The sequence below is a fragment of the Pseudomonas idahonensis genome (genome assembly GCF_037903935.1).
Taxonomy (GTDB): domain Bacteria; phylum Pseudomonadota; class Gammaproteobacteria; order Pseudomonadales; family Pseudomonadaceae; genus Aquipseudomonas; species Aquipseudomonas danubii.
The window spans coordinates 3,319,916-3,339,886 of sequence record NZ_CP149586.1 but is presented as its reverse complement, the minus strand read 5'-3'; the positions used below and the strand labels follow the sequence as shown (position 1 = coordinate 3,339,886).

At 62.9% G+C, this 19,971-nt stretch carries 16 protein-coding genes; 9 read left to right on the top strand and 7 right to left on the bottom strand.

All coding sequences use genetic code 11. The features are described from left to right. Positions 1–8 precede the first annotated feature (8 nt). Positions 9–2,201, bottom strand: a complete 2,193-nt coding sequence (locus tag WIN67_RS15135) for a KAP family P-loop NTPase fold protein (RefSeq protein ID WP_339071616.1) — start codon at positions 2,199–2,201, stop codon at positions 9–11. Positions 2,202–2,300: 99 nt separating this feature from the next. Then, positions 2,301–3,707: a hypothetical protein gene (locus tag WIN67_RS15130; RefSeq protein ID WP_339071614.1), complete on the bottom strand. Its 1,407-nt coding sequence runs from the start codon at positions 3,705–3,707 to the stop codon at positions 2,301–2,303. A 217-nt stretch (positions 3,708–3,924) separates the two neighbouring features. On the opposite strand from WIN67_RS15130, the gene fnr reads away from it, so the two are divergent. Beyond that, complete coding sequence (gene fnr / locus WIN67_RS15125; RefSeq protein WP_170002991.1) at positions 3,925–4,677, top strand: fumarate/nitrate reduction transcriptional regulator Fnr; 753 nt, start codon at positions 3,925–3,927, stop codon at positions 4,675–4,677. A gap of 68 nt (positions 4,678–4,745) precedes the next feature. Here fnr and WIN67_RS15120 read toward each other — a convergent pair whose 3' ends face one another. Further along, on the bottom strand, positions 4,746–5,657 hold the full coding sequence (locus tag WIN67_RS15120; protein WP_273905856.1) for a universal stress protein: 912 nt from the start codon (positions 5,655–5,657) through the stop codon (positions 4,746–4,748). A 257-nt stretch (positions 5,658–5,914) separates the two neighbouring features. Between WIN67_RS15120 and WIN67_RS15115 the strand changes: the two genes are divergently transcribed. Then, complete coding sequence (locus tag WIN67_RS15115) at positions 5,915–6,478, top strand: GNAT family N-acetyltransferase (protein WP_110651654.1); 564 nt, start codon at positions 5,915–5,917, stop codon at positions 6,476–6,478. A 45-nt stretch (positions 6,479–6,523) separates the two neighbouring features. Here the strand turns inward: WIN67_RS15115 and WIN67_RS15110 are convergent, their stop codons facing one another. The 3 genes from WIN67_RS15110 to WIN67_RS15100 form a co-directional block, all read right to left on the bottom strand. Then, positions 6,524–7,447: a universal stress protein gene (locus tag WIN67_RS15110; RefSeq protein WP_268561366.1), complete on the bottom strand. Its 924-nt coding sequence runs from the start codon at positions 7,445–7,447 to the stop codon at positions 6,524–6,526. Between the two features lie 115 nt (positions 7,448–7,562). After that, positions 7,563–8,801, bottom strand: coding sequence for an MgtC/SapB family protein (locus WIN67_RS15105; protein WP_265074840.1), 1,239 nt, complete (start codon positions 8,799–8,801; stop codon positions 7,563–7,565). A 147-nt stretch (positions 8,802–8,948) separates the two neighbouring features. Then, positions 8,949–9,857 (bottom strand): helix-turn-helix domain-containing protein, encoded by a 909-nt coding sequence (locus WIN67_RS15100; protein WP_102879404.1) that lies wholly within the window; start codon positions 9,855–9,857, stop codon positions 8,949–8,951. Positions 9,858–10,020: 163 nt separating this feature from the next. Here WIN67_RS15100 and WIN67_RS15095 point away from each other — a divergent pair, with 163 nt between their 5' ends. Genes WIN67_RS15095 through WIN67_RS15085 form a run of 3 tightly spaced genes read left to right on the top strand, consistent with a single transcriptional unit; the run spans position 10,021 to position 13,826 of the window. Further along, the gene (locus WIN67_RS15095) at positions 10,021–11,379 is read left to right on the top strand and encodes a glutamine synthetase family protein (RefSeq protein ID WP_170002979.1); all 1,359 of its coding nucleotides are present in this window, start codon (positions 10,021–10,023) and stop codon (positions 11,377–11,379) included. A gap of 48 nt (positions 11,380–11,427) precedes the next feature. Next, positions 11,428–12,516 carry a polyamine ABC transporter substrate-binding protein gene (locus WIN67_RS15090; RefSeq protein WP_265074839.1) on the top strand — a complete coding sequence of 363 codons (1,089 nt, stop codon included), beginning with the start codon at positions 11,428–11,430 and terminating at the stop codon, positions 12,514–12,516. Beyond that, a complete protein-coding gene (locus WIN67_RS15085) occupies positions 12,513–13,826 on the top strand; it encodes an NAD(P)/FAD-dependent oxidoreductase (RefSeq protein ID WP_273922570.1) in 1,314 nt (437 codons plus the stop codon). Before WIN67_RS15090 ends, WIN67_RS15085 begins: the two co-directional genes overlap by 4 nt. Before the next feature lie 253 nt (positions 13,827–14,079). Here WIN67_RS15085 and WIN67_RS15080 read toward each other — a convergent pair whose 3' ends face one another. After that, complete coding sequence (locus WIN67_RS15080) at positions 14,080–14,835, bottom strand: TetR/AcrR family transcriptional regulator (RefSeq protein WP_102879408.1); 756 nt, start codon at positions 14,833–14,835, stop codon at positions 14,080–14,082. A gap of 353 nt (positions 14,836–15,188) precedes the next feature. Between WIN67_RS15080 and WIN67_RS15075 the strand changes: the two genes are divergently transcribed. Genes WIN67_RS15075 through WIN67_RS15060 form a run of 4 tightly spaced genes read left to right on the top strand, consistent with a single transcriptional unit; the run spans position 15,189 to position 19,857 of the window. Next, positions 15,189–15,893, top strand: coding sequence for an ABC transporter ATP-binding protein (locus tag WIN67_RS15075; RefSeq protein WP_102879409.1), 705 nt, complete (start codon positions 15,189–15,191; stop codon positions 15,891–15,893). Beyond that, on the top strand, positions 15,890–17,089 hold the full coding sequence (locus WIN67_RS15070; protein ID WP_213666330.1) for an ABC transporter permease: 1,200 nt from the start codon (positions 15,890–15,892) through the stop codon (positions 17,087–17,089). The genes WIN67_RS15075 and WIN67_RS15070 overlap by 4 nt, the downstream gene beginning before the upstream one ends. Further along, positions 17,082–18,581 (top strand): TolC family protein, encoded by a 1,500-nt coding sequence (locus tag WIN67_RS15065; RefSeq protein WP_110595636.1) that lies wholly within the window; start codon positions 17,082–17,084, stop codon positions 18,579–18,581. Before WIN67_RS15070 ends, WIN67_RS15065 begins: the two co-directional genes overlap by 8 nt. Beyond that, complete coding sequence (locus tag WIN67_RS15060; protein WP_110595635.1) at positions 18,571–19,857, top strand: efflux RND transporter periplasmic adaptor subunit; 1,287 nt, start codon at positions 18,571–18,573, stop codon at positions 19,855–19,857. Before WIN67_RS15065 ends, WIN67_RS15060 begins: the two co-directional genes overlap by 11 nt. Positions 19,858–19,971: the final 114 nt, after the last annotated feature.

The following is a 19,971-nucleotide window of genomic DNA, read 5'->3' as shown; positions in this document are numbered from 1 at the left end:
GCGCGCAGTCAAATACTTTGCAGTTCGTACTCGATGTCATCGGGTTCGCCACTCCACCAGGCGGGCGTCTGCAGAAACTCCGGGATCGCCACCTGCTGTTCAAGCTGCGGCTTCAGTTTCTTCAGATATACCCGTGTCTGTATGTTCGGTTCCAGCTCGCAGAGGGCTTGCCAAGCCAACCGGATATATTCCAGATAGGGCGTGGCCTGCTCGGCACTGGTGGAAGCAGACTCCCAGCGACTAGTAAACGCACCCAGATAGGACAAGGCATTCTTCGCCAGTATTTCCCTGCTGCCCAGGTCCTGGGGATTCTCGATCAGTTGCTTCAAGGCAGCGCATCCCAGTTCTTTGCTGGCCTCCGTATACAGAGGGGAGCGCCCTTCAGTCAGTACCCACTTGAGCCGCGCATCATCCTGGATCAGTGCATTCATGACGCCATTGGGTATGGCGAATACATTGATGGCAGCGCGTATCAAACGAGGCGCGAGTACCTCCTGTAACGCCGTCACATAGTGCTCATGTACACGAGAGACTTCCCAGGCAGGAACACGCAGCGTGCCCTGAACAGGCTCGGCATCCAGATACAAGCGCTGCGGATCATCACACTGAGCGGCAATGATCGCCGCTAGTCGCAGCTCGCGCTCACGGAGTGCCCTCTCAGGTGCGCTACCGTCTTTGGAGCCGTTTCGATAAAAGCTCCTGATAAAACCGATGCACACTTCATAGTCGCCGCGAGCAGTGGACATGGCCCCAGCAATATCGGTCGAGTAACAGAACTCGATCAAACCCAGGAGCTCTCCGGCACTGCGCAACGCTCGCTCAAACGCTTCCCGTGAGTAGAAGGAACCGGCTCTGCCCAACTGCTCGCCATACTGAAAATTCGCCATGTTGAGCATGGCATTGGCCACTGCGACCTCACCTTCATCGCTACGACTGGCCGCCTCACGAATGAAGTCGTTGAGGGTCTGGGCGCTCGGGTATTCCCCCCAGGATTTCACCAACTGGGAAAACTCGGGAATGGTGAACTCCACCTCGCGGACCGCCAGGCTCATCTCATAGTGAATTTTTTCCAGAGACAGTTTGCTTCTGGCATTGCCCAGCTCTTCGAGCAACTTCAACAGGCGCTTGTTTTTGAGTGCGTCATGGGGAAATTGTGCGGCGTCGAGCACTGTTTGCTTGTGCTGCTCCTGCTCCTTGGTATTGGCATTGCCGAACATGCTGGCACTAAAGGCAGAGTGGAAACCCAGCAGGTGCTCTTCAACCACCTGGGCCACCTTGGGTTCGGTCTCACGCAAGATGGTCTGCAGGATGATTCCGCGCCAGTCCAGTTGCCCCTCGGCATGTCGATCAGCCGCCGCGCCAAACACCGACAAGCTGCGGCAGATGCGTTTGGCCTGGCGCGGATTAGTGGGAAACCACTCGGCGGTCTGCGCGATGGCCGTGTCCGGCAGGAATGGGCAGCAGTATTTCAGGTTCCTGGCGACCATTCGCTGCACCTGCTTCGGGCTTGGCTCGGGCAGGGTCACCGGTACATCGATGATCTTGTCCAGAAAGTGCTGGGCCGACTCGCCGAAGGCTTCGGAATAGGAGCGAAGTGCCTTGCCCACCACGTCCTTGTCGAAGGCCAGGACAAAGACAAATCCCGGCCAGTCCAGAAGTTCCCGCAGCGTCAACAGGGTCGTCGGGAGCATCCGTGGATCGGCACGGTCGAGGTCGTCGACAAAGACAATGATGCGTCTTTCGCCCAGTTGCTTGCGCAGGGCATCCAGGTCGCTTTTTTCCAGTTGCAGTATTTCGCTCAGTTTCTCGAAGACCAGCCCTGCGGCGCCGGCGGCCAAGGTTACGATTTCGCTGTAGCTGGCCGACTCGGGCAGTTTGAGGTCAGCGGTTTTATTGGCGGCTTTTTCAAGGATCTCGGCGACCTTTTTCGACTGACGCTTGGTCCAGTGCTTGAAGGGTTCGCCAACACCTGAACGTTGCAGTGTATCCGCCAGCGCCAGATAGAACTGCACGATGAACTCCTGCTCCCCGGTGGTGCGCCACGCGGGAAGCCGGATGACAATATCGTCGTTCTTCTCAGCAATCTGCTGCAGAAAATTCAGCACGCTGGTCTTGCCGCTGCCCCACTGACCATAGAGGCCGATCCGCGCCGACCAGCCCAAGGGCGTCGCGGTGATCATGCGGTAGACCAGCTTGGCCACCGGCCAGCGGTCCAGAAGGTCGTCCTCGCGTCGGGTCAGCGCCGCGTCGTGCCCGCCCGGGGCGGTAAAAGCCTGTGTGGCTGACATCTGCTTACGTCCTTACTGCTGCGGCTTGATCAGCTCGATGGAAATCATTTTGTGCATGCCACTGAAGGGCACCAGACGCTTGACGTCCATCTGGTAGAAACCGGCCACCGGACTGATGGACGCCGGCATGACCGGGGTGCAACCGGTCAGGCTGTAGAGGTTCATGTAGTCGGCATTGGGGTCGCCCACGGTGCCCTGGCGCATGGACAGGCTGCAACGCAGACTGCCCTTGAGCCCCGGGCCACCGTCACCCTGGACTTCCAGGCGCAACGGGCAGACACCCATGCGCCGCCCACCCATCCAGGGGTCCTGGGCCTGCGGGCATTCCTGGTCGCCGACGGTGGCCATGACCTGGCCCACCAACTGGCGCAGGTCCTTGTTCTGGTCGGGCCAGACTTCGCCGTTGTCGACCATGCGGTCCTTGATGAACAGGGTGTAGCGCACTGGGAAGCCGACCTTGTTGCTGAGCATGAACGCGCCCTGGGAATAGGCCAGCTTGTCGCCGGCGATGCAACCGGCGCGATCGGTGACGGAGAACTCGGTGGTGTTGAGGTTCTTGATATCGGTGCCGCCGTTGAATCTGATCAGGCACTGGGCTTGCCGGCCATCGCGGCAGTTGTTTTCCACCAGGCGCAACCCCTTGCCGACCACAGCGCTGTCGTCGATGACAAAACCGTTGAAGTTGGTCATGTCGCTGGGCAGCACGCGGTTGACCCGCAAGTCGACGAGAAAATCGCCGTTCTGTGCCAGCGAGGGCTCCAGGTTCATCGAGAAGCGTGCATTGCATTGCTGCTTCAGGGTCACCTTGAAGTTCTGCGCATCCGGCAGGCCACCGATCATGCCGCCCGCACCGATCGGCAGGCCGAGAACGCTGCCCAGGGTGGTCAGAATGCCCGAGATCATGGCCTTGGTCTTGGCATAGGCCTCCAGCTCGTCGTTGGTCATGTCGCTGACTTGGGCTTGGCTGAAGTTGCTCGACTGGTTCCAGTTGAAGCTGGTGGTGGAGCTGATGGTCCCGCTGAGCCTGGCTTCGTCACAGGCCCCACGCTCCTGGCAGAACTTGAGGTTGAAACCCCAGTCCTTGCTGAAGATATCGAGGATGTTGAACATCGGTTTGCTCAAGGCCATCACCAGCATGCCCTGCTGGCGCGCGCCGATCACCACGGGACCGGACTCAAGGCCCTTGGCGGTGGCGTATTTGGGCACGCTTACCGGGTATTTGCGCTCGAAATCCGAAGAATCGACGTGGAATGGCGGCTCAAACGTGATGGGATAGTCGCCTTCGTTCTCGATCACCAGGGTGATGAAATCAGGCTCCGCTGCCTGAGTCTCAAGGCTTAGTACCGCCAATGGCAGGCTAAGCAGGCAGCTTGTCAGCAAAGTCGTTTGGCAACGGGTCCAGAATCCAGTCCTGCGCATCGTCAATCCTTGAACATGGGAGAGGGGGCGCTCACTTTAAATGCTTTATGGCGTATTGCCATCCCCCTTCTCTTGCTCGCTCCGGATCAGCGTCAGGCGCCACCGGCGAATGTTAAAACCGTTTAACCGTGCTCCCCGGGCCGCATCGGTCTACATTCAATCACCAGGCTCGCCCTCCTCCTCTGGCCTGAGCCGACTCAACTGCAGCGAGCCCCCCATGCCGCCATTCGAGACACGCCCTATCCAGGTGCAGTACCTCAAAGCCGCCTGCTCAAGTTGCAGCGTTCTGGAATTGTGTTTGCCCCTGGGCCTCAGCCACCAGGAGGTAGAACGCCTGGACACCTTGATCCTGCAACGGGTCAGGGTGAAGAAAGGCCACACGCTGTATCGCGCCGGCGATCCCTTGAGCTCGCTGTACGCGGTGCGCCTGGGGTTCTTCAAGACCAGCGTGCTGTCGGTGGACGGTCGTGAACAGGTCACCGGGTTTCAGATGGCCGGGGAGATCCTTGGGCTGGATGCCATCAGCAGCAACCTGCACGCCTGCAGCGCCTTTGCCCTGGAAGATGGCGAGGTGTGCCCGATTCCCTTTGCCCAGTTGGAACAGCTGTCCCAGGCCCTGCCTTCGCTGCAGCACAACCTGAACAAGATCCTCAGCCGGGAGATCGTGCGTGATCACAGCATGTTGCTGCAGATGGGCAACATGAACGCCGACGAGCGTCTGGCGGCCTTTCTGCTCAATCTGTCGCAACGCCTGAGCCTGCGGGGCTATTCGTCACGGGCCTTTGTCCTGCGCATGCGCCGCGAGGAGATCGGCTCCTACCTGGGCCTGCGCCTGGAAACCATTTGCCGGTGCATCGCCCATCTGCGGGATCAGGGCTTGGTGATCATCGATGGCAAGCAGGTCCAGATCCTCGATCTGGAAGGCCTGAAACAGCGGGTGGCGGGTTGTCATAACGCCGCCAGGGAATAGTCCCCGGCCCCTCAAGGCTGCAACTCCGTCTCCTGGCTGCCGGGCAGGACCACGGCTCAAGCCCGATCTCACTCCTGAGGCTCCACCAGCATCAGGCTGCAAGGTGTGTGATACAGCAGTTGCTCGGCGCTGGAGCCGATGAAGCGTTGCAAGCCCCGGCGATGCACACGCCCGAGGACCATCAGGTCGAAATCGTTGTCGGCGGCAAAGCGTGCGATGACCTGATGCGGCACACCCTCCAGGCGATAACAGTGCTCAGGGGCAATGGCGTAGCGCTCGGCCAGGGTCTCGAACGCTTCCTGCTGCGCATCATTCACCGCATCGCGCAAGCTGGTGTTGGTGTCAGGACTGTAGATGGGCAGGCCGGTGGCGTTCTCAGTGGCCCAATCCACCACATTCAGCAAGTGCACCCGGGCACCGCAGTGTTTGGCCAGGGTCGCGCACATCTCGAGAATGCGTTGATTCAGGCCCTGGGTCAGGTATTCCAGATGGGACAGGTCCAGGGCGGCCAATACCTTCAACGGCAAGGGGTGCCGACAGTCCGTCACCAGGTGCAATGGCTGGCGCAGCTCGCGCAGCAGCAACCAGTCCAGAGGCTGGTAGAAGATGCGCCTGAGGCTTGGCACCGGCTGGGCGTCCTTGACCACCAGGTCCGGGTGGTAGTCGCTCACATAGTCGAGAATCTCCTGCAGGCGAGCCTTGGCCCACAGCACCTCGGTGCTCACCTGCAAACCGTGGGCCCGCTCGAAGCGGGCCTGTTGTTCCAGCCAATGTCGATGCACCTGCAGATAGCCTTCCCGGGCCTGGGCCATGGCTTGATGATCGAACAGCCCCGCCACCTCCAGCACCTCGACAAAGTCAAAGGCGACGATGTGCAAACTGGCGCCCAAGGCCCGGGCCAGCGCGCTTGCGCGATCAAATGCCGGGCTGCGGGACAGGGCCGTAGGTGCAATCAATAGCACGCGTTGCAGTGTGGACATGGGCACCTCCCGGACGGCGCACTGAACAACGGCCAGGGCGCCCCCAGCCGATGCCTCGATGATGCTCGCCACCCGCGCCGCCGGCTTGATAAAAATCACAAAGCGGCGGGTTAACACCGCGTCGGCAGTGAATATCCGAGCCCCTGAGCCGCGTCTGATCCAGATCAGATCCTGCCCCCTGCAACAGGCGTAAAGGATAGGAACCACGCGGCCTGGGGTCGCGGGCCACGCTTGATCATCCCTAGAGGATCGCCCCCATGTTCAGCATCAAAGAACACAATGACCAGGCCGCCGCAGCCTATGGCTGCGTGACCGGTCAGCACTGGATCGAAGCCCTTGATGATGGCCGCCACGTGCTGATCAGGCCCCTGACGGAGCAGGATCGGCAGCGCGAATACGATTTCATCAAGCGGCTGTCCGCCGATTCCCGGCACATGCGTTTTCTGGCCCAGATCAAGGAGCCCGATACCGCCATGCTTAACCAGTTGATGGACGTCGATGGCAAGCAGCGCCTGGCGTACATAGCCCTGGTGCATGAAAACGGCAAGCTGATTGAAATCGGCGTCAGTCGTTATGCCGCCGCCACCGGCGATCAATGCGAATGCGCGGTCACTGTCGCCGATGAATGGCAACACCTGGGCCTGGGCTCATTGCTGATGACCCACCTGATCCGCGCAGCCCGCCAGCATGGTTTTCAGCAGATGTATTCAGTGGACAGCGCCAACAACCAGCCGATGCGCGAGCTGGCCGCTGCCTTGGGTTTCACCACCCGTACCGATCCCGACGATGCCCATCAGGTGCTGCACCGCCTGTTCCTCTGACCCGAGCCGCCACGCCGCCCCATCGCTGGCGTGGCCGGCCCCATGTCACTGCTGGGGTTCGCGCGCTGGCTTGACCGCCCAGATACTGCAGGGTGCCTGCAACAGCAGGTGCTCGGCAGTGCTGCCCAGGCGCTTGTGCACACCACGGTGCTGGGTGGTGCCCATGACAATCACATCGCTCTGATGCTCCTCGGCGAAGCGGCAGATTTGCTGCAGCGGCATGCCTTCAATGAAGTGACTGCGTTCCGGGGGCACGCCGTGGCGCTCCGCCAGCGCGCGATAAACCTCGTGTTGCGCCGCGCCCAGGGCTTCATACAAACCACTGGCCAAGGACAGCGCGCCGGCGCCGGTGTCCTTGGCATAGACCGCCACCCAGTCATACACATGCAGCAGGTCCAGCTCGGCGTCGCACTGCTCGGCCAGTTTTACCGCCGCGTCGACGATCTGATCGTTGAACTGCAAGTCCTGCACTTCGCTGCGCAGCACGTCGATGATCGCCAGCACCCGCCGCGGCCGCGGGTGGCGGGCTTCGGTCACCAGATGCACCGGCAAGGTGCAGTCGCGCAAGAGTTGCCAGTCCAGCGGGGTATAGAAGATCCGCCGCATCGCCGACTCGGCATGGGCATCCTTGATGATCAGGGCCAGGGGCATTTCATTGGCGAACTGCTGGATCGCCTGATACGGCTGGGTGACCCACAGCGCCTCGCACGTCACCTGCAGGCCCTGCTCGCGCATCGGTTGCGCCTGTTGTTCCAGCCATTGCCGGTGCTGTTGCAGATAGGCCACCTGCAATTGCTCGGCCTGGCCGCTGTCGAACAGCCCTGCCAGCGTCAGCGCCTGAAGATGATCCAGGGCGACCATGTGCACCGGCAGTTGCAAGGCCTTGGCCAGTTGCGCAGTGCGCTCGAAAGCCGCGGTGCGCTGCATCTGCTGGGGCGCGATCAAGAGTAAACGTGGTGTTTGCGACATGGTTCACCTCGGCTCAAGCGCTTGAAAAAAAACCGCAAGGGGCACTCAAGACTGAGCGCTCTGGCCAGAGGCGAGTTGATCTTTGTCAGGCGTCGCGTTTTTTTCCAGGGCCTGGTTACTGCAGCCAGACGCCGCCCCACATCGCCAGGGTCAACAGCACCTGCCCTGGAACGACGTAGAGGGCAAAGCGGCGTCCGCCACTGATGGCTGCCAGCACGCACTTGCTGAGTGCGTTGCTGCTGACGGCCAGCATCACCACGCTGCCGATGGCCGCGCCGGGCAATTGCCCGGACTTGACCAGCGAAGCAATGGACGCCGTGGACGCATGGGCATCGGCAAAACCGCTAATCACCGCGGTCAACATCACCCCCAACTGCCCGAAGTAGTTGAGCATGAGGGAAGACGCGAAGGTGATGGCGCTCATGGTCAGGGCCACGATCAAGGCCAGCTTGGGATTGAACGCGCCCTTGTCGCTGACCGGTTCGACGCTGCCGGGATCGGTGCGGGGAAACATCAGGCAGGCGGCATACAGCGCCGTGCTCGCGCCCCCCAGCAGCAGGGGCAGCCACATGGCCTGCAGCAGCGCGCTATCGACCGTCGCCAGGATCAGGCCGATCTGCGCCACTGTGGCCAGGTTAGAGAGAATCGCCGCCGCGCCGAGGGTCCGGACCTGCTGCGGCGCGTTGGCGACCCGCTGGCCCATGGAGACGATGGTCAAGGTGCTGGACACGAACCCCGACGCTACGGCGCTCAGGGCATACCCGTAATGGGTGCCCAGGGCTCGTACCGCCACATGTCCCAAGGCGCCCACCGCCATCAACAGCACGGTCAGGGTGCCTATGGTGCGCAAGTTGAAGGCGCCATAGGGACCGATGAACCGGTCGGGCGCCAATGGCAGGATCACCAGCGCCGCCACCAGCAGGGTCAGACCATCGGCGATTTCCCGGTCGCTCAACTGACTGCGCACAAAGTGATGGAGTGTCTGTCGATAGGCCAGCAAGGCAGTCATGACAACGGCGATGGCCAGCGCCAGCTCCGGGTCCGTGCCACATAAGGCCCCGAGGATCAGCACCGCCAGCAGCGCCACTTCGCTGGTGACCCCCGGGTCCTCTTGCTCGTTGCGCCAATAGGCCACCGTCACCAACCCGGCCACAGCAATGGCCAGCGAGGCCAGCAGCAGCGGGCCGCCGACTCGCTGGCCGATGAACCCCAACAGCGCGGTGATGGCGAAGGTACGCAACCCGGCGCTGCCACGCTGAGGCCCCTGCCCTTTGCGCCGCTCGCGCTCCAGGCCCACCAGCATGCCGATCCCCAGGGCCGCGGCGGCGTTGGTCAGGTCGATGGTTTCAAGCATTGCGCCCCCCAGGAAGACAGCCCACACCGAGAATAGAGCGCTGCCGGCGCTTTCGCGAATCGGCCGCCCAGCGCCTTGCAGCAGCCGGCTTGCCGGCGAAGACAGTGTTGAGGGCGATGCAGGGTTTGCGGGCTTCTTCGCTATGGGTCAGGCACGCCCATGGCGTTTCAGAGTCTGGCTGGGCAACTCCTTGAACAGCGCTCGATAGCTGCTGGAGAAGCGTCCCAGGTGCCAGAACGACCAGTGCATCGCCACCTCGGCCACGGTGGTTTCGCCGGGACCACGGCTGAGCAACTCCCGGTGTGCGCTGTTGAGCCGGCGCAGGCGCAGCCATTGACTGGGGGCCATGCCGGTAAAGGCCTTGAACGCACTTTGCAGCTGGCGCAGGGAGACCCCGGCCACCTGGGACAGCTCCAGCAGGTTGAGGGTTTCTTCGGGCACGTCGGCGGCCCATTGCGCCACCCGCTGCATGATGCCCCGCTCCTCGTTGCGCCGTTGCAGGCTGCCCGGGTCCAGGCGCACGCAGGCGTTGTCGAGGATGTACAGGCAGTCGTCCAGCAGTTGCTGGGTCAGCGCTTCGCGGCTGGGTGGGTCGAGGGTCTGGGACAGGCGGGTCAAGGTGGCGCTCAGCCAGCGGCAGAACAGGGCATTCTGCTGGTTGGTCAGCGGGGCCATGAACAGACCCTCCAGGCGTTCCACCCCCAGGCCCTGGCGCTGGACGAATTCGGGGCCGAACACCACTGCCACTTCCTGGTAGTTCTCCGGGGTGATCCAGATGTTGCGGCTCTCGCCATTGAGCAGGTAGAGGGCGTTGTCGCTGCGATCGAAACAGAACGCCAGGGCGCCTTGCGGGGCACTGAAATTCTGCTCGACCCGGGTGTTCATGCACTCCTCGTAGATCTCTACGCCCTGCAGGTCGAGGTAGCGCACCAGGCCGTTGAAATGCCCGGGGGACATCTGCTGGTAGTGCTGGACCCAACCCGGGGTGGCACGGATCTGATCGGCGACATCGAAGGTGTTGAAGGCTTGGACCTGAAGCGGATTGGACGCTGTCATCGGGGGACCTTGCGCACTCTTTTGGTGCGCTTTGGTGCTGCTTAAAGTGGATAGATGGAACAACAAGGCTCGCCCAAGATAGTCGCCAATGCGCCGCAGGGGAAGCCTTGCCGGGATACTCCCGCTCACCTCGGTGCAGACAAAACCAATCATCGAGGTCTTTATGAACGCCCCTTTCGATCAGCTTTCCTCCTGGCTGAAAGATCACAAGATTACCGAAGTAGAGTGCGTGGTCAGCGACCTGACCGGCATTGCCCGCGGCAAGATCGCGCCCACCAACAAGTTCCTGCATGAGCGCGGCATGCGCCTGCCGGAAAGTGTCCTGCTGCAAACGGTAACCGGGGATTTTGTCGACGACGACCTGTACTACGAACTGCTGGACCCGGCGGACATCGACATGATCTGCCGCCCCGACTCGTCATCGATCTACCTGGTGCCCTGGGCCATCGAGCCCACGGCCATCGTCATCCACGACACCTTCGACAAGTTCGGCAACCCCATCGAGCTGTCGCCGCGCAACGTGCTGAAAAAAGTGCTGCAGCTGTACACCGACAAGGGCTGGCAGCCGATCGTCGCCCCGGAAATGGAGTTCTACCTGACCCAGCGCTGCGAAGACCCGGACCTGCCGCTCAAGGCGCCCCTGGGCCGTTCGGGACGGGCGGAAAGCGGCCGCCAGTCGTTCTCCATCGATGCCGCCAACGAGTTCGACCCGCTGTTCGAAGACGTCTATGACTGGTGCGAAGCCCAGGGCCTGGACCTGGACACGCTGATCCACGAAGACGGCCCGGCACAGATGGAAATCAACTTCCGCCACGGCGACGCCCTGGATCTGGCGGACCAGATCACCGTGTTCAAGCGCACCCTGCGCGAGGCCGCGCTCAAGCACAACGTCACCGCCACCTTCATGGCCAAGCCGGTGGCCGATGAGCCCGGCAGCGCCATGCACCTGCACCAGAGCGTGGTGGACATCGCCACCGGCAAGCCGATCTTCGTCGACGAACATGGGCAGAAGAGCCAGCTGTTCCTGCACCACATCGGCGGCCTGCAGAAGTACATCCCCAAGGTGCTGCCGATGTTCGCCCCCAACGTCAACTCGTTCCGCCGCTTTTTGCCGGACACCTCGGCCCCGGTGAACGTCGAATGGGGCGAGGAAAACCGTACCGTCGGCCTGCGGGTGCCCACCGCCAGCCCCGACGCCATGCGCGTGGAAAACCGCCTGCCCGGCGCCGATGCCAACCCTTACCTGGCGATTGCCGCCAGCCTGCTGTGCGGCTACCTGGGCATGGTCGAGGGCATCGAGCCCAGCGCCCCGGTGGAAGGCCGGGCCTATGAACGCCGCAACCTGCGCCTGCCGATCACCATCGAGGACGCCCTGGCGCACATGGAGGATTGCCCGACCATCGAGCACTACCTGGGGCGCAAGTTCGTCCGTGGCTATGTGGCGGTCAAGCGCGCCGAACACGAGAACTTCAAGCGCGTGATCAGCTCCTGGGAACGCGAGTTCCTGCTGCTCAGCGTCTGATTTCCCCACCTTCTGCAATCAATAAAAACAACCCGAAGAGGTGTCGATATGCGTCTTTTGCAAGCAGTGATCCCGGCAGCACTGGCGGCCTTGATGAGCGCCGCCGTCCAGGCACAACCCAGTGTCAGCGTGTACAACTGGACCGACTACATCGGCCAGACCACCCTCGCCGACTTCCAGGGGCAAACCGGGGTCAAGGTGATCTACGACGTGTTCGACTCCAACGAAACCCTGGAGGGCAAGTTGCTGGCCGGGCGCACCGGCTACGACGTGGTGGTGCCCTCCAACCATTTCCTGGCGCGCCAGGTGAAGGCCGGCGCGTTCCTCAAGCTGGACCGCTCGCAGTTGCCCAACTGGAAGAACCTGGACCCCAAGCTGCTGGCGCTGCTGGAGCAGAACGACCCCGGCAACCAGTACTCGGTGCCCTACCTGTGGGGCACCAACGGCATCGGCTACAACGTCGACAAGGTCAAGCAGGTGCTGGGCATCGAGCGCATCGACTCCTGGGCGGTGCTGCTGGAGCCTGCGAACCTGAAGAAGCTCCAGCAGTGCGGGGTGTCGATGATGGACTCGTCGGACGAGGTATTTCCGGCGGTGCTCAACTACCTGGGGCTGGACCCGCGCAGTGAAAATCCCGAGGACTACAAGAAAGCCGAGGCCAAGCTGCTGACCCTGCGCCCGTACATCACCTACTTCCATTCCTCCAAGTACGTCTCGGACCTGGCCAACGGTGATATCTGCATCGCCTTCGGCTACTCCGGGGATGTGTTCCAGGCCGCCAACCGGGCCAAGGAAGCCAAGAACGGGGTCAACATCGCCTACGCCATTCCCAAGGAAGGCAGCAACCTGTGGTTCGACCTGCTGGCGATTCCCGCCGATGCCGGCAACGTCAAGGAGGCTCACGCCTTCATCAATTACCTGCTGGACCCGCAAGTGATCGCCAAGGTCAGCGCCTATGTCGGCTATGCCAACCCCAACCCGGCCTCCCAGCCGTACATGGACGCCGAGCTGGTGAACAATCCCGAGGTGTACCCGCCTCAGGACGTGCTCGACAAACTGTACATTTCCACCACCCAGTCGCCGGCCATCATGCGCTTGATGACCCGCTCCTGGAGCAAAGTGAAGTCCAACAAATGATTCAGCCAAGACACTCGGGCAGCGCCAGCGAGCATGCCCGCTCCTACTACGCCGCCTCGGCCGGAAGCCTGCCTGGCTACCCGTCCCTGGACGGTGACCTGAGCGCCGACGTCTGTGTCATCGGCGGTGGTTTCACCGGGGTCAACACCGCCATCGAACTGGCCCAGCGCGGGCTGTCGGTGATTCTCCTTGAAGCCCGGCGCATTGGCTGGGGCGCCAGTGGGCGCAACGGTGGCCAACTGATTCGCGGCATTGGCCACGACGTCAGCGGCTTTGCCCGCTACGTCGGCAAGGAGGGGGTGAAATACCTTGAGCATGCCGGGATCGAGTCAGTGGAGGTGGTGCGCCAGCGCATCGCCGAACACGGCATCGATTGCGACCTGCGCTGGGGCTTCTGCGAGCTGGCCAATACCCGGGCCCAGTTCGCGGCGTTCCAGGCAGAACAGGAGCATCTGGCGAGCCTGGGCTACCGCCACCCTACCCGCCTGGTGGCGCCTCAGGACATGCGTCAGGTGGTGGACTCCCCGGTGTATGCCGGGGGCCTGGTGGACATGGGTTCGGGGCATTTGCACCCACTCAAGCTGGTGCTGGGGGAAGCGCGGGTCGCGGCGTCCCTGGGGGTAAGGATCTTCGAACAGAGCCCGGTGCTGGAGCTGGTGCATGGCAACCGCGTCGAGGTGCGTTGCGCCACAGGCACCGTGCGCGCCGCCAGCCTGGTGCTCGGATGCAACGCCCACCTGGATGAACTGGAGCCACGCCTGAGCGGCAAGGTGCTGCCCGCCGGCAGCTACATCATCACCACCGAGCCATTGCCTGAGGAGTTGGCGACACAGTTGATCCCGCAGAACCTGGCGCTGTGCGACCAGAAAGTGGGCCTGGACTACTACCGGCTGACGGCGGATCGACGCCTGCTGTTCGGCGGTGCCTGCCACTATTCAGGACGAGATCCTGCGGACATCGGCGCCTACATGCGGCCGAAGATGCTCAAGGTATTTGCCCAATTGAACGATGTGGCCATCGACTTCCAATGGGGCGGCAAGATCGGCATCACCGCCAATCGCTTCCCCCAGGTAGGTCGGCTGCACCAGTACCCTAACGTGTACTACGCCCAGGGCTATTCCGGTCATGGCCTGAATGTCACCCACTGGACTGCACGGCTGCTGGCCGAAGCCATCCATGCCGGGCACAGCCATGGCCTGGATGTGTTCAGCGCCGTGCCCCACATGACCTTCCCGGGCGGCCCGGCCCTGCGCGCGCCGTTGCTGGCCCTGGGCATGCTCTGGCACCGGATGCGGGAAATGCTCGGTTGACCGCCCGCCTTCGCCGGTCCCATCCCGCTTGCTACGGGGCGGGCAGGTTCTCCAGGTGAACCGTCGCTGCGGAAAATCCAGCAACAGCGCATTGATCCGTTGTGGCTGCTCATTCTGGATGCCGGGCGCTCCAGGGTCGATGCGAGTAGCAGAACCTGGCAGATGGCGGCCGCAGCCCTGAGCAATATTGATGCTTCGAATGACACTGCCGCTGCTGCCGGCACTGTGCGGTGCTGGCAGGAGCGGCAGCCCCTCAGGCGGAAATCATTCCGACCTGGGACTGGCTGTGCTGACGAATCAGGCGCTGAGTGTTCAAGACCTTTTCCAGGGCCTGCTCGGAGTCGGGGTCCTGCATGGGCGCACGAATCGCCGCCGACACCAGGCTGATCAGTTTGGCCATGACTTCGGCGTCAGTGGCCGGACGGCCCAGGCTCATGGCCTGCATCAGCAGGCGCAGTTCGGTGCCGGCCATCACCCCGGAAATGGCCTTGAGGGCAAACTGCAGGCGCACCCCCAATTCGTTGCGCGGCAGGTCTGGCAGCGCCAGGGCGAAAGCCTTGAAGAAGCGCTCGAACACCGGTTGGTAGTGTTCCTTGAGGTATTCCTGAATGAAGGGCGAGGTATCGCTGTACACCCGGCCCAGGAAACGGATGAACGACCGGCCTTCCAGGCCACCGCTTTCATCACTGCGCTCCAGGCCCATGGCCGGGGCGAACAGCACCCCCAGCAGGGTCTCGCAATCCAGCGGTCCCTGGGCCTGCTCTTCGCATTTGGCCAGCAGCTCCAGGCGTTGATCGTTGAGGGGGCCCAGGCGCTGCATCAGCAGGGCTTTCATCAGCGAGTCCTTGTCGCCGAAGTGATAGTTCACCGCCGCCAGGTTGACCTGGGCGCGCTCGGTGATCTGACGCAGCAGCACGGCGTCGTAGCCGTACTTGATGAACAATGCCTCGGTCGCTTCCAGCAGTCGGGTCTTGGTGACATTGGGGGCACTGAGTTTCTTGGCGACCATGGAGGACTAACCTTTGCTGGGATGAAAAACTGACCGTTCGAACAGTGTTTTAAAAAAAAATTTGATTTTTTATACCCGCGAGAAGCCCTAAAAGCAAGCGTCCCAGGGACGTCCCCAGCGGCCCGAGGCCGTTTTGTGACCCGCGGGTTCCTGGTAGAAAAATCCCGAAAAAAGCCCGCAATTACCCGGTTCAGACAGCTGGCGCGCCAGGATGAACGCAGTTACTATTCAAACAAATTTTTTAAAATAATAAATAAAACCAGAGCTTGGCGTTGCCCCTGAACCCCCGCTGCACGAGCCCTACGTGGTGGGAGTGTTCAAGCATTCAGTCGAGCCAGCCGGCGCGGTAAGCGATGACAGCGACGATAATCGACCCAGGTTTTATCTCCCTGCAAGGCATAGGCAAGAGCTATCGGCTGGCGGAGCAACCGCTCCACATTCTCAAGAACGTTTCCCTGTCCATCGAAGCCGGTGAAAGCTGCGCCATTCTCGGTGCCTCCGGTTCCGGCAAGAGCACCCTGCTCAACATCCTCGGCCTGCTGGATCTGCCCGACAACGGCGACTATCGCTTTGCCGGTCACGATATCTTCCGCGCCAGCCCCGACCAACTGGCGGCGATCCGCAACCAGCAGATCGGCTTCGTCTTCCAGAGTTTCAACCTGCTGCCGCGCCTCAGTGCCCTGGACAATGTCGCCCTGCCCCTGAGCTATCGCGGAGTGGCACGGCGTGAATCGCTGGAACGCGCCCAGCACATGCTCGATCAGGTGGGCCTGGGGCAGCGGGCCCACCACCGCCCGGCGGACCTCTCCGGCGGTCAGCGCCAGCGGGTGGCGATTGCCCGGGCCCTGGTGGGCGAACCCTCGGTGATCCTCGCCGACGAACCCACCGGCAACCTCGACAGCCATACCGCCCAGGAGATCATGGACCTGCTGCTGTCGCTGAACCGCGAGCGTCAGGTGACCCTGATCATCGTCACCCACGACCCGGGCATCGCCCAGCGCCTGGAGCGGCAGATCCGGGTCACCAACGGCGTGGTCCAGGAGGTCTGCCCGGCATGAGCCTCAAGGTCGAACAAAGCGCCAGCCAGTTGCTGCACGAAGCCTTCGTCAGCCTGCGCACCCTGGGCAAGCGTTCGATCCTAGCTCTGCTGGGTATCGTCATCGGCAGTTCGTCGGTGGTGGCCCTGATCAATATCGGCCATAACGCCGCCGAAGACGCCGCGGCGATCTTCCAGGACATGGGCACCGACACCCTGGCGGTGCAGTTCCCCGACACTTCGGGGGCGCGCACGCCCATGCCGGCGGTACTGGACATCGCCACCCTGTACAAGGCCCTGCCCAACCTGCTGCATATCGCCCCCGTGGCGTTGTTCAGCGGCCCGGTGGTGTTCCAGGGACGCACCACCAACGCCAACCTGGTGGGCAGCACCGCGGCACTGACCGACGCCATGCGCCTGCAGTTGCAGCAAGGACGCTTCCTCTCAGAGTTCGATGCTGCCGAAACCTACGCGGTGGTGGGGGCACAAGTGGCCCAGGCCCTGAGCCAGCCCCATGACCCACTGCGCCTGGGCGACAGAATCCGCATCAACGACTACCTGTTCCAGGTGATCGGCATCCTGCAACCGCAACCGGCTGCCGTGCTGATCCCGGTGCAGACCAACGAATCCCTGTTCGTGCCCCTGGAGGGCATGCGGCGAATATCCTCCAGTGCGCAGATCAGCAACCTGATAGCCCGCGCCGCGCCCTCCCAGGACATGAACCAACTGGCCACGGCCCTGGGCGATGCGCTGAAAAAACAGCTACCGGGACGGGGCGTGGAAGTACAGATACCGCAAAAGATCATCGACGGCATGACCCGGCAAAGCCGCACCTTCGGTTACCTCTTGATGGCCCTGGGGGGCATCTCCCTGGTGGGGGGCGGCGTCGGGGTGATGAACGTGATGCTGATGAACGTCTCGGAACGGCGTCGGGAGATCGGCATCCGCATGGCCCTGGGCGCCAGGCGCCGGGATATCCGCAACCTGTTCCTGCTCGAAGCCGTGACCCTCACGGCGGTCGGTGCTCTATCCGGGGCGGTGCTGGGCATGAGCGCCGCCTACCTCTATGCCCGGGTTTCCGGCTGGCAGTTTTCCCTGGCCTCTGCATCCTTGCCCCTGGGCATCGGCAGCACCTTGTTGATCGGCCTGTTCTTCGGCCTGTACCCGGCCATCTCGGCCTCGCGCCTGCAACCGGTAGAGGCGCTGCGCGATGAATGATCGCCAACGCGCCGGGCTGTTGCTGCTGTGGCTGATCAGCCCCTTGGGGCAAGCCGCCTCCCAGGACATGAATGTGGCTCGCCAAGCGTCAGCCCCGACCCTGCACAGCGGTTATGAACGCAGCGTCCTGTTGAGCCAGCAGCAGACCGACCTGACCCTCGCCGATGCGGTCTACCTGGGCCTGCGCAACAACCGCGGGATTCGCAGCGCCTACTTGCAGCGCGTGGCGCAGAAGTTCGATCTGCGGGTCTCGGAAGATGCCTTCAATCCCAAGCTGCTGCTCAGTGGCACCTACCAGGCCAACAAGGGCAGCAACGACGGGGTACGCAACGCCATGCTCACGCCCAGTTCCAGTTTGCTGGGGGAGTACGGCACCCGCTTGAACATGGCCTGGCGGCAAGAGTTGAGCAATGCCAATCGGGCCGGCTACTACCGGCGCGACGGCCTCGACCTGGCGATTATCCAGCCCCTGCTCAAGGGCGCCGGCTGGGATGTGACCACCGCCCCGCTACGCCTGGCGCGGATCAACGAACAGGCCTATCGCCTCAACCTCAAGGCCAACGTGGCGCAGACCATCAGCGACATCATCGGCGCCTACCGCGAGCTGTTGCGGGCCCAGCAACAGCTGGCGATCGTCGAGGATGCCCTCAAGCGCGCCAATGCCCTGCTCCAGGTGAACAAGGCGCTGATCGCCGCCGGGCGCATGGCCGAGTTCGAGATCGTGCAGACCGAAGCCGATATCGCCAGCCAGGAACTGGGGGTCGAAGAAGCGCGCAATCAGGTGGACATCAATCGCCTGTCGCTGCTGCGGCTGCTGGCCCTGGACCTGTCCACGCGCATTCGCGCCAGCGACGCCCTGGAAGCCGCCAGGATCAGCATCGACCAGCAGGACGCCCTGCGCCTGGCCCAGCTCCAGCAACCCAGTTACCTGGCGACCTTGCTCGGCAGCCAGCAGGCCGATCTGAACCTGGTGATCGCCAAGGACCAGGGCCGTTGGGACGTGTCCCTGGTGGCCGGTGCCAACCAGGTGCGCAACCGCTACGACAACGACGGCGGCAATGGCGCGGGCAGGACCTGGGACAGCTATGCCGGGGTCCAGGTGCAAATCCCCATTGGCGACCTCAGTACCCGCCAGGCGGAAGTCCATGCCCGGGTCGACGTGGAAAACCAGGCGCTGGTCCTGGCCGATGCCCGCCAGGCCCTGGAGCGCGGTGTCAATGACGTGGTGCGCGACCTCGGCACCCGTTGGCGCCAGTACGAAATTGCCCAGCGCGCCGTGGAACTGTCCAAGCGCAAACTGGAGATCGAACGGGAAAAACTCAGCGCCGGACGCTCCAGCAACTTTCAGGTGCTGAGCTATGAAAGCGACCTGCGCACCAGTGAAAACGCCCGCCTCAACGCACTTATCGCCTACCTCAACGCCCAGACCCAACTGGACCTGACCCTGGGCACGACCTTGGAGACCTGGGACATTGCGCTCAATGACTACTGAGCAGAAAAGCTCGCGCAAACGCTACCTGCAAGGGGGCGCGGCGCTGGTGGTGCTGGCCTTGGCCGGCGTGGCCCTGATCGGTTACCACGCCCCGGACCACACAGCGACTGACAAGGGCCGCTGGATCGAGGTCAGCAGCGCGCCGCTGATTCATCAGATCGGCCTGGTGGGCAAGATCGAACCTCAGCGCACCATCAGCCTGACCGCGCCGTTCGACGGCATTGTCCTGGCCAATCTGGTGGAACAGGGCCAACGGGTGGAGGCCGGCCAGACCCTGCTGAAAATGGACCCCAGCCTGATCGAGATCCAGTTGCGCGAAGCCTTGTCGGTCCAGCTCAAGGCCCGACGCAGCGTCCAGGAACTGCAGGACTGGAACAACAGCGCCCAGGTCACCCGTGCCCGGCGGACCCTGCGTTCCTCGCAGATGGCGGTCAGCAATTCCGAGCGCAAGCTCAGTGAAAGCCAGAGCCTGTTTGCCCGGGGCATCATTCCCCGCAACGAACTGGACGACCTGACCCAACAACTGCAGACCCAGCGCCTGGACCTGAGCGCGGCCCAGGGCGAGCTGCAACAGGCCCTGGATCAGGGCAAGGGCGAATACCGACAGATTGCCGAGATGGAACTGACCAATGCCACGGTCAAATACGAAGCCCTGCGCGCCCTGCTGGCGGGCAAGGACGTCACCGCGCCGTTTGCCGGCATCGTGGTGCCGGCGCCGGGCGTCAACCTGAGCCAAATCGCCTCGGCAGGGGCCTCGGGCCCGGTGCAAACCGGCAGCAAGGTCGGCCAGGGCCAGGCCCTGTTCGGTCTGGCCAACATCGAGCAACTGAAGATCGTCAGCAAGGTCTCGGAGCTGGACATCAACCAGCTGCGTCAGGGCCAGAGCGTGGAAATCCTCGGTGACGGCTTTGATGGCGAACGCCTCAATGGCCAGGTGGACATCGTCAGCAGCCTGGCCCTGCCCGGCGACGCCAGCGGCGCCAGCGCGCAATTCCCGGTGACCTTGTCGATCCCTACGCTGACCCGGGAACAACTGCAGCGGGTGCGCCTGGGCATGAGTGCGCGATTGACCATCATCACCTACCGCAACGACCAGGCAATCGTCATCCCGCCGGCAGCGATCCAGCGCGGCGCAGATGGCATGAGTGTGGAATATCGGGCGAGCGCCGATCAGCCGGCACAACGGCTGCCGGTGAGCGTGGGCCAATCGACGGCTGAGGGTGTCGAAGTGTTTGGCCTGCAGCCGGGCCAGGTCCGCCTGCCCAACGCCTTGTAGGTTCAGGCTTGCCTGGCTATCACCCGAAGACCTCTAGCGCCCTCGGGACTCTTGCGCCCCTGCGGGCCGTTCGCAGCCTTCGGCAGCGGCTACACCGATCGTAGCCGCTGCCGA

Excerpts from the sequence above, each read along its gene's own strand:
- WIN67_RS15065 (WP_110595636.1), top strand. The coding sequence starts at position 17,082 with ATGAATGATCGCCAACGCGCCGGGCTGTTGCTGCTGTGGCTGATCAGC.
- WIN67_RS15105 (WP_265074840.1), bottom strand. The coding sequence starts at position 8,801 with ATGCTTGAAACCATCGACCTGACCAACGCCGCCGCGGCCCTGGGGATC.
- WIN67_RS15080 (WP_102879408.1), bottom strand. The coding sequence starts at position 14,835 with ATGGTCGCCAAGAAACTCAGTGCCCCCAATGTCACCAAGACCCGACTG.
- WIN67_RS15115 (WP_110651654.1), top strand. The coding sequence starts at position 5,915 with ATGTTCAGCATCAAAGAACACAATGACCAGGCCGCCGCAGCCTATGGC.
- WIN67_RS15130 (WP_339071614.1), bottom strand. The coding sequence starts at position 3,707 with ATGCGCAGGACTGGATTCTGGACCCGTTGCCAAACGACTTTGCTGACA.
- WIN67_RS15070 (WP_213666330.1), top strand. The coding sequence starts at position 15,890 with ATGAGCCTCAAGGTCGAACAAAGCGCCAGCCAGTTGCTGCACGAAGCC.
- WIN67_RS15110 (WP_268561366.1), bottom strand. The coding sequence starts at position 7,447 with ATGTCGCAAACACCACGTTTACTCTTGATCGCGCCCCAGCAGATGCAG.
- WIN67_RS15100 (WP_102879404.1), bottom strand. The coding sequence starts at position 9,857 with ATGACAGCGTCCAATCCGCTTCAGGTCCAAGCCTTCAACACCTTCGAT.
- WIN67_RS15085 (WP_273922570.1), top strand. The coding sequence starts at position 12,513 with ATGATTCAGCCAAGACACTCGGGCAGCGCCAGCGAGCATGCCCGCTCC.
- WIN67_RS15090 (WP_265074839.1), top strand. The coding sequence starts at position 11,428 with ATGCGTCTTTTGCAAGCAGTGATCCCGGCAGCACTGGCGGCCTTGATG.
- WIN67_RS15075 (WP_102879409.1), top strand. The coding sequence starts at position 15,189 with ATGACAGCGACGATAATCGACCCAGGTTTTATCTCCCTGCAAGGCATA.
- WIN67_RS15060 (WP_110595635.1), top strand. The coding sequence starts at position 18,571 with ATGACTACTGAGCAGAAAAGCTCGCGCAAACGCTACCTGCAAGGGGGC.
- WIN67_RS15120 (WP_273905856.1), bottom strand. The coding sequence starts at position 5,657 with ATGTCCACACTGCAACGCGTGCTATTGATTGCACCTACGGCCCTGTCC.
- fnr (WP_170002991.1), top strand. The coding sequence starts at position 3,925 with ATGCCGCCATTCGAGACACGCCCTATCCAGGTGCAGTACCTCAAAGCC.
- WIN67_RS15095 (WP_170002979.1), top strand. The coding sequence starts at position 10,021 with ATGAACGCCCCTTTCGATCAGCTTTCCTCCTGGCTGAAAGATCACAAG.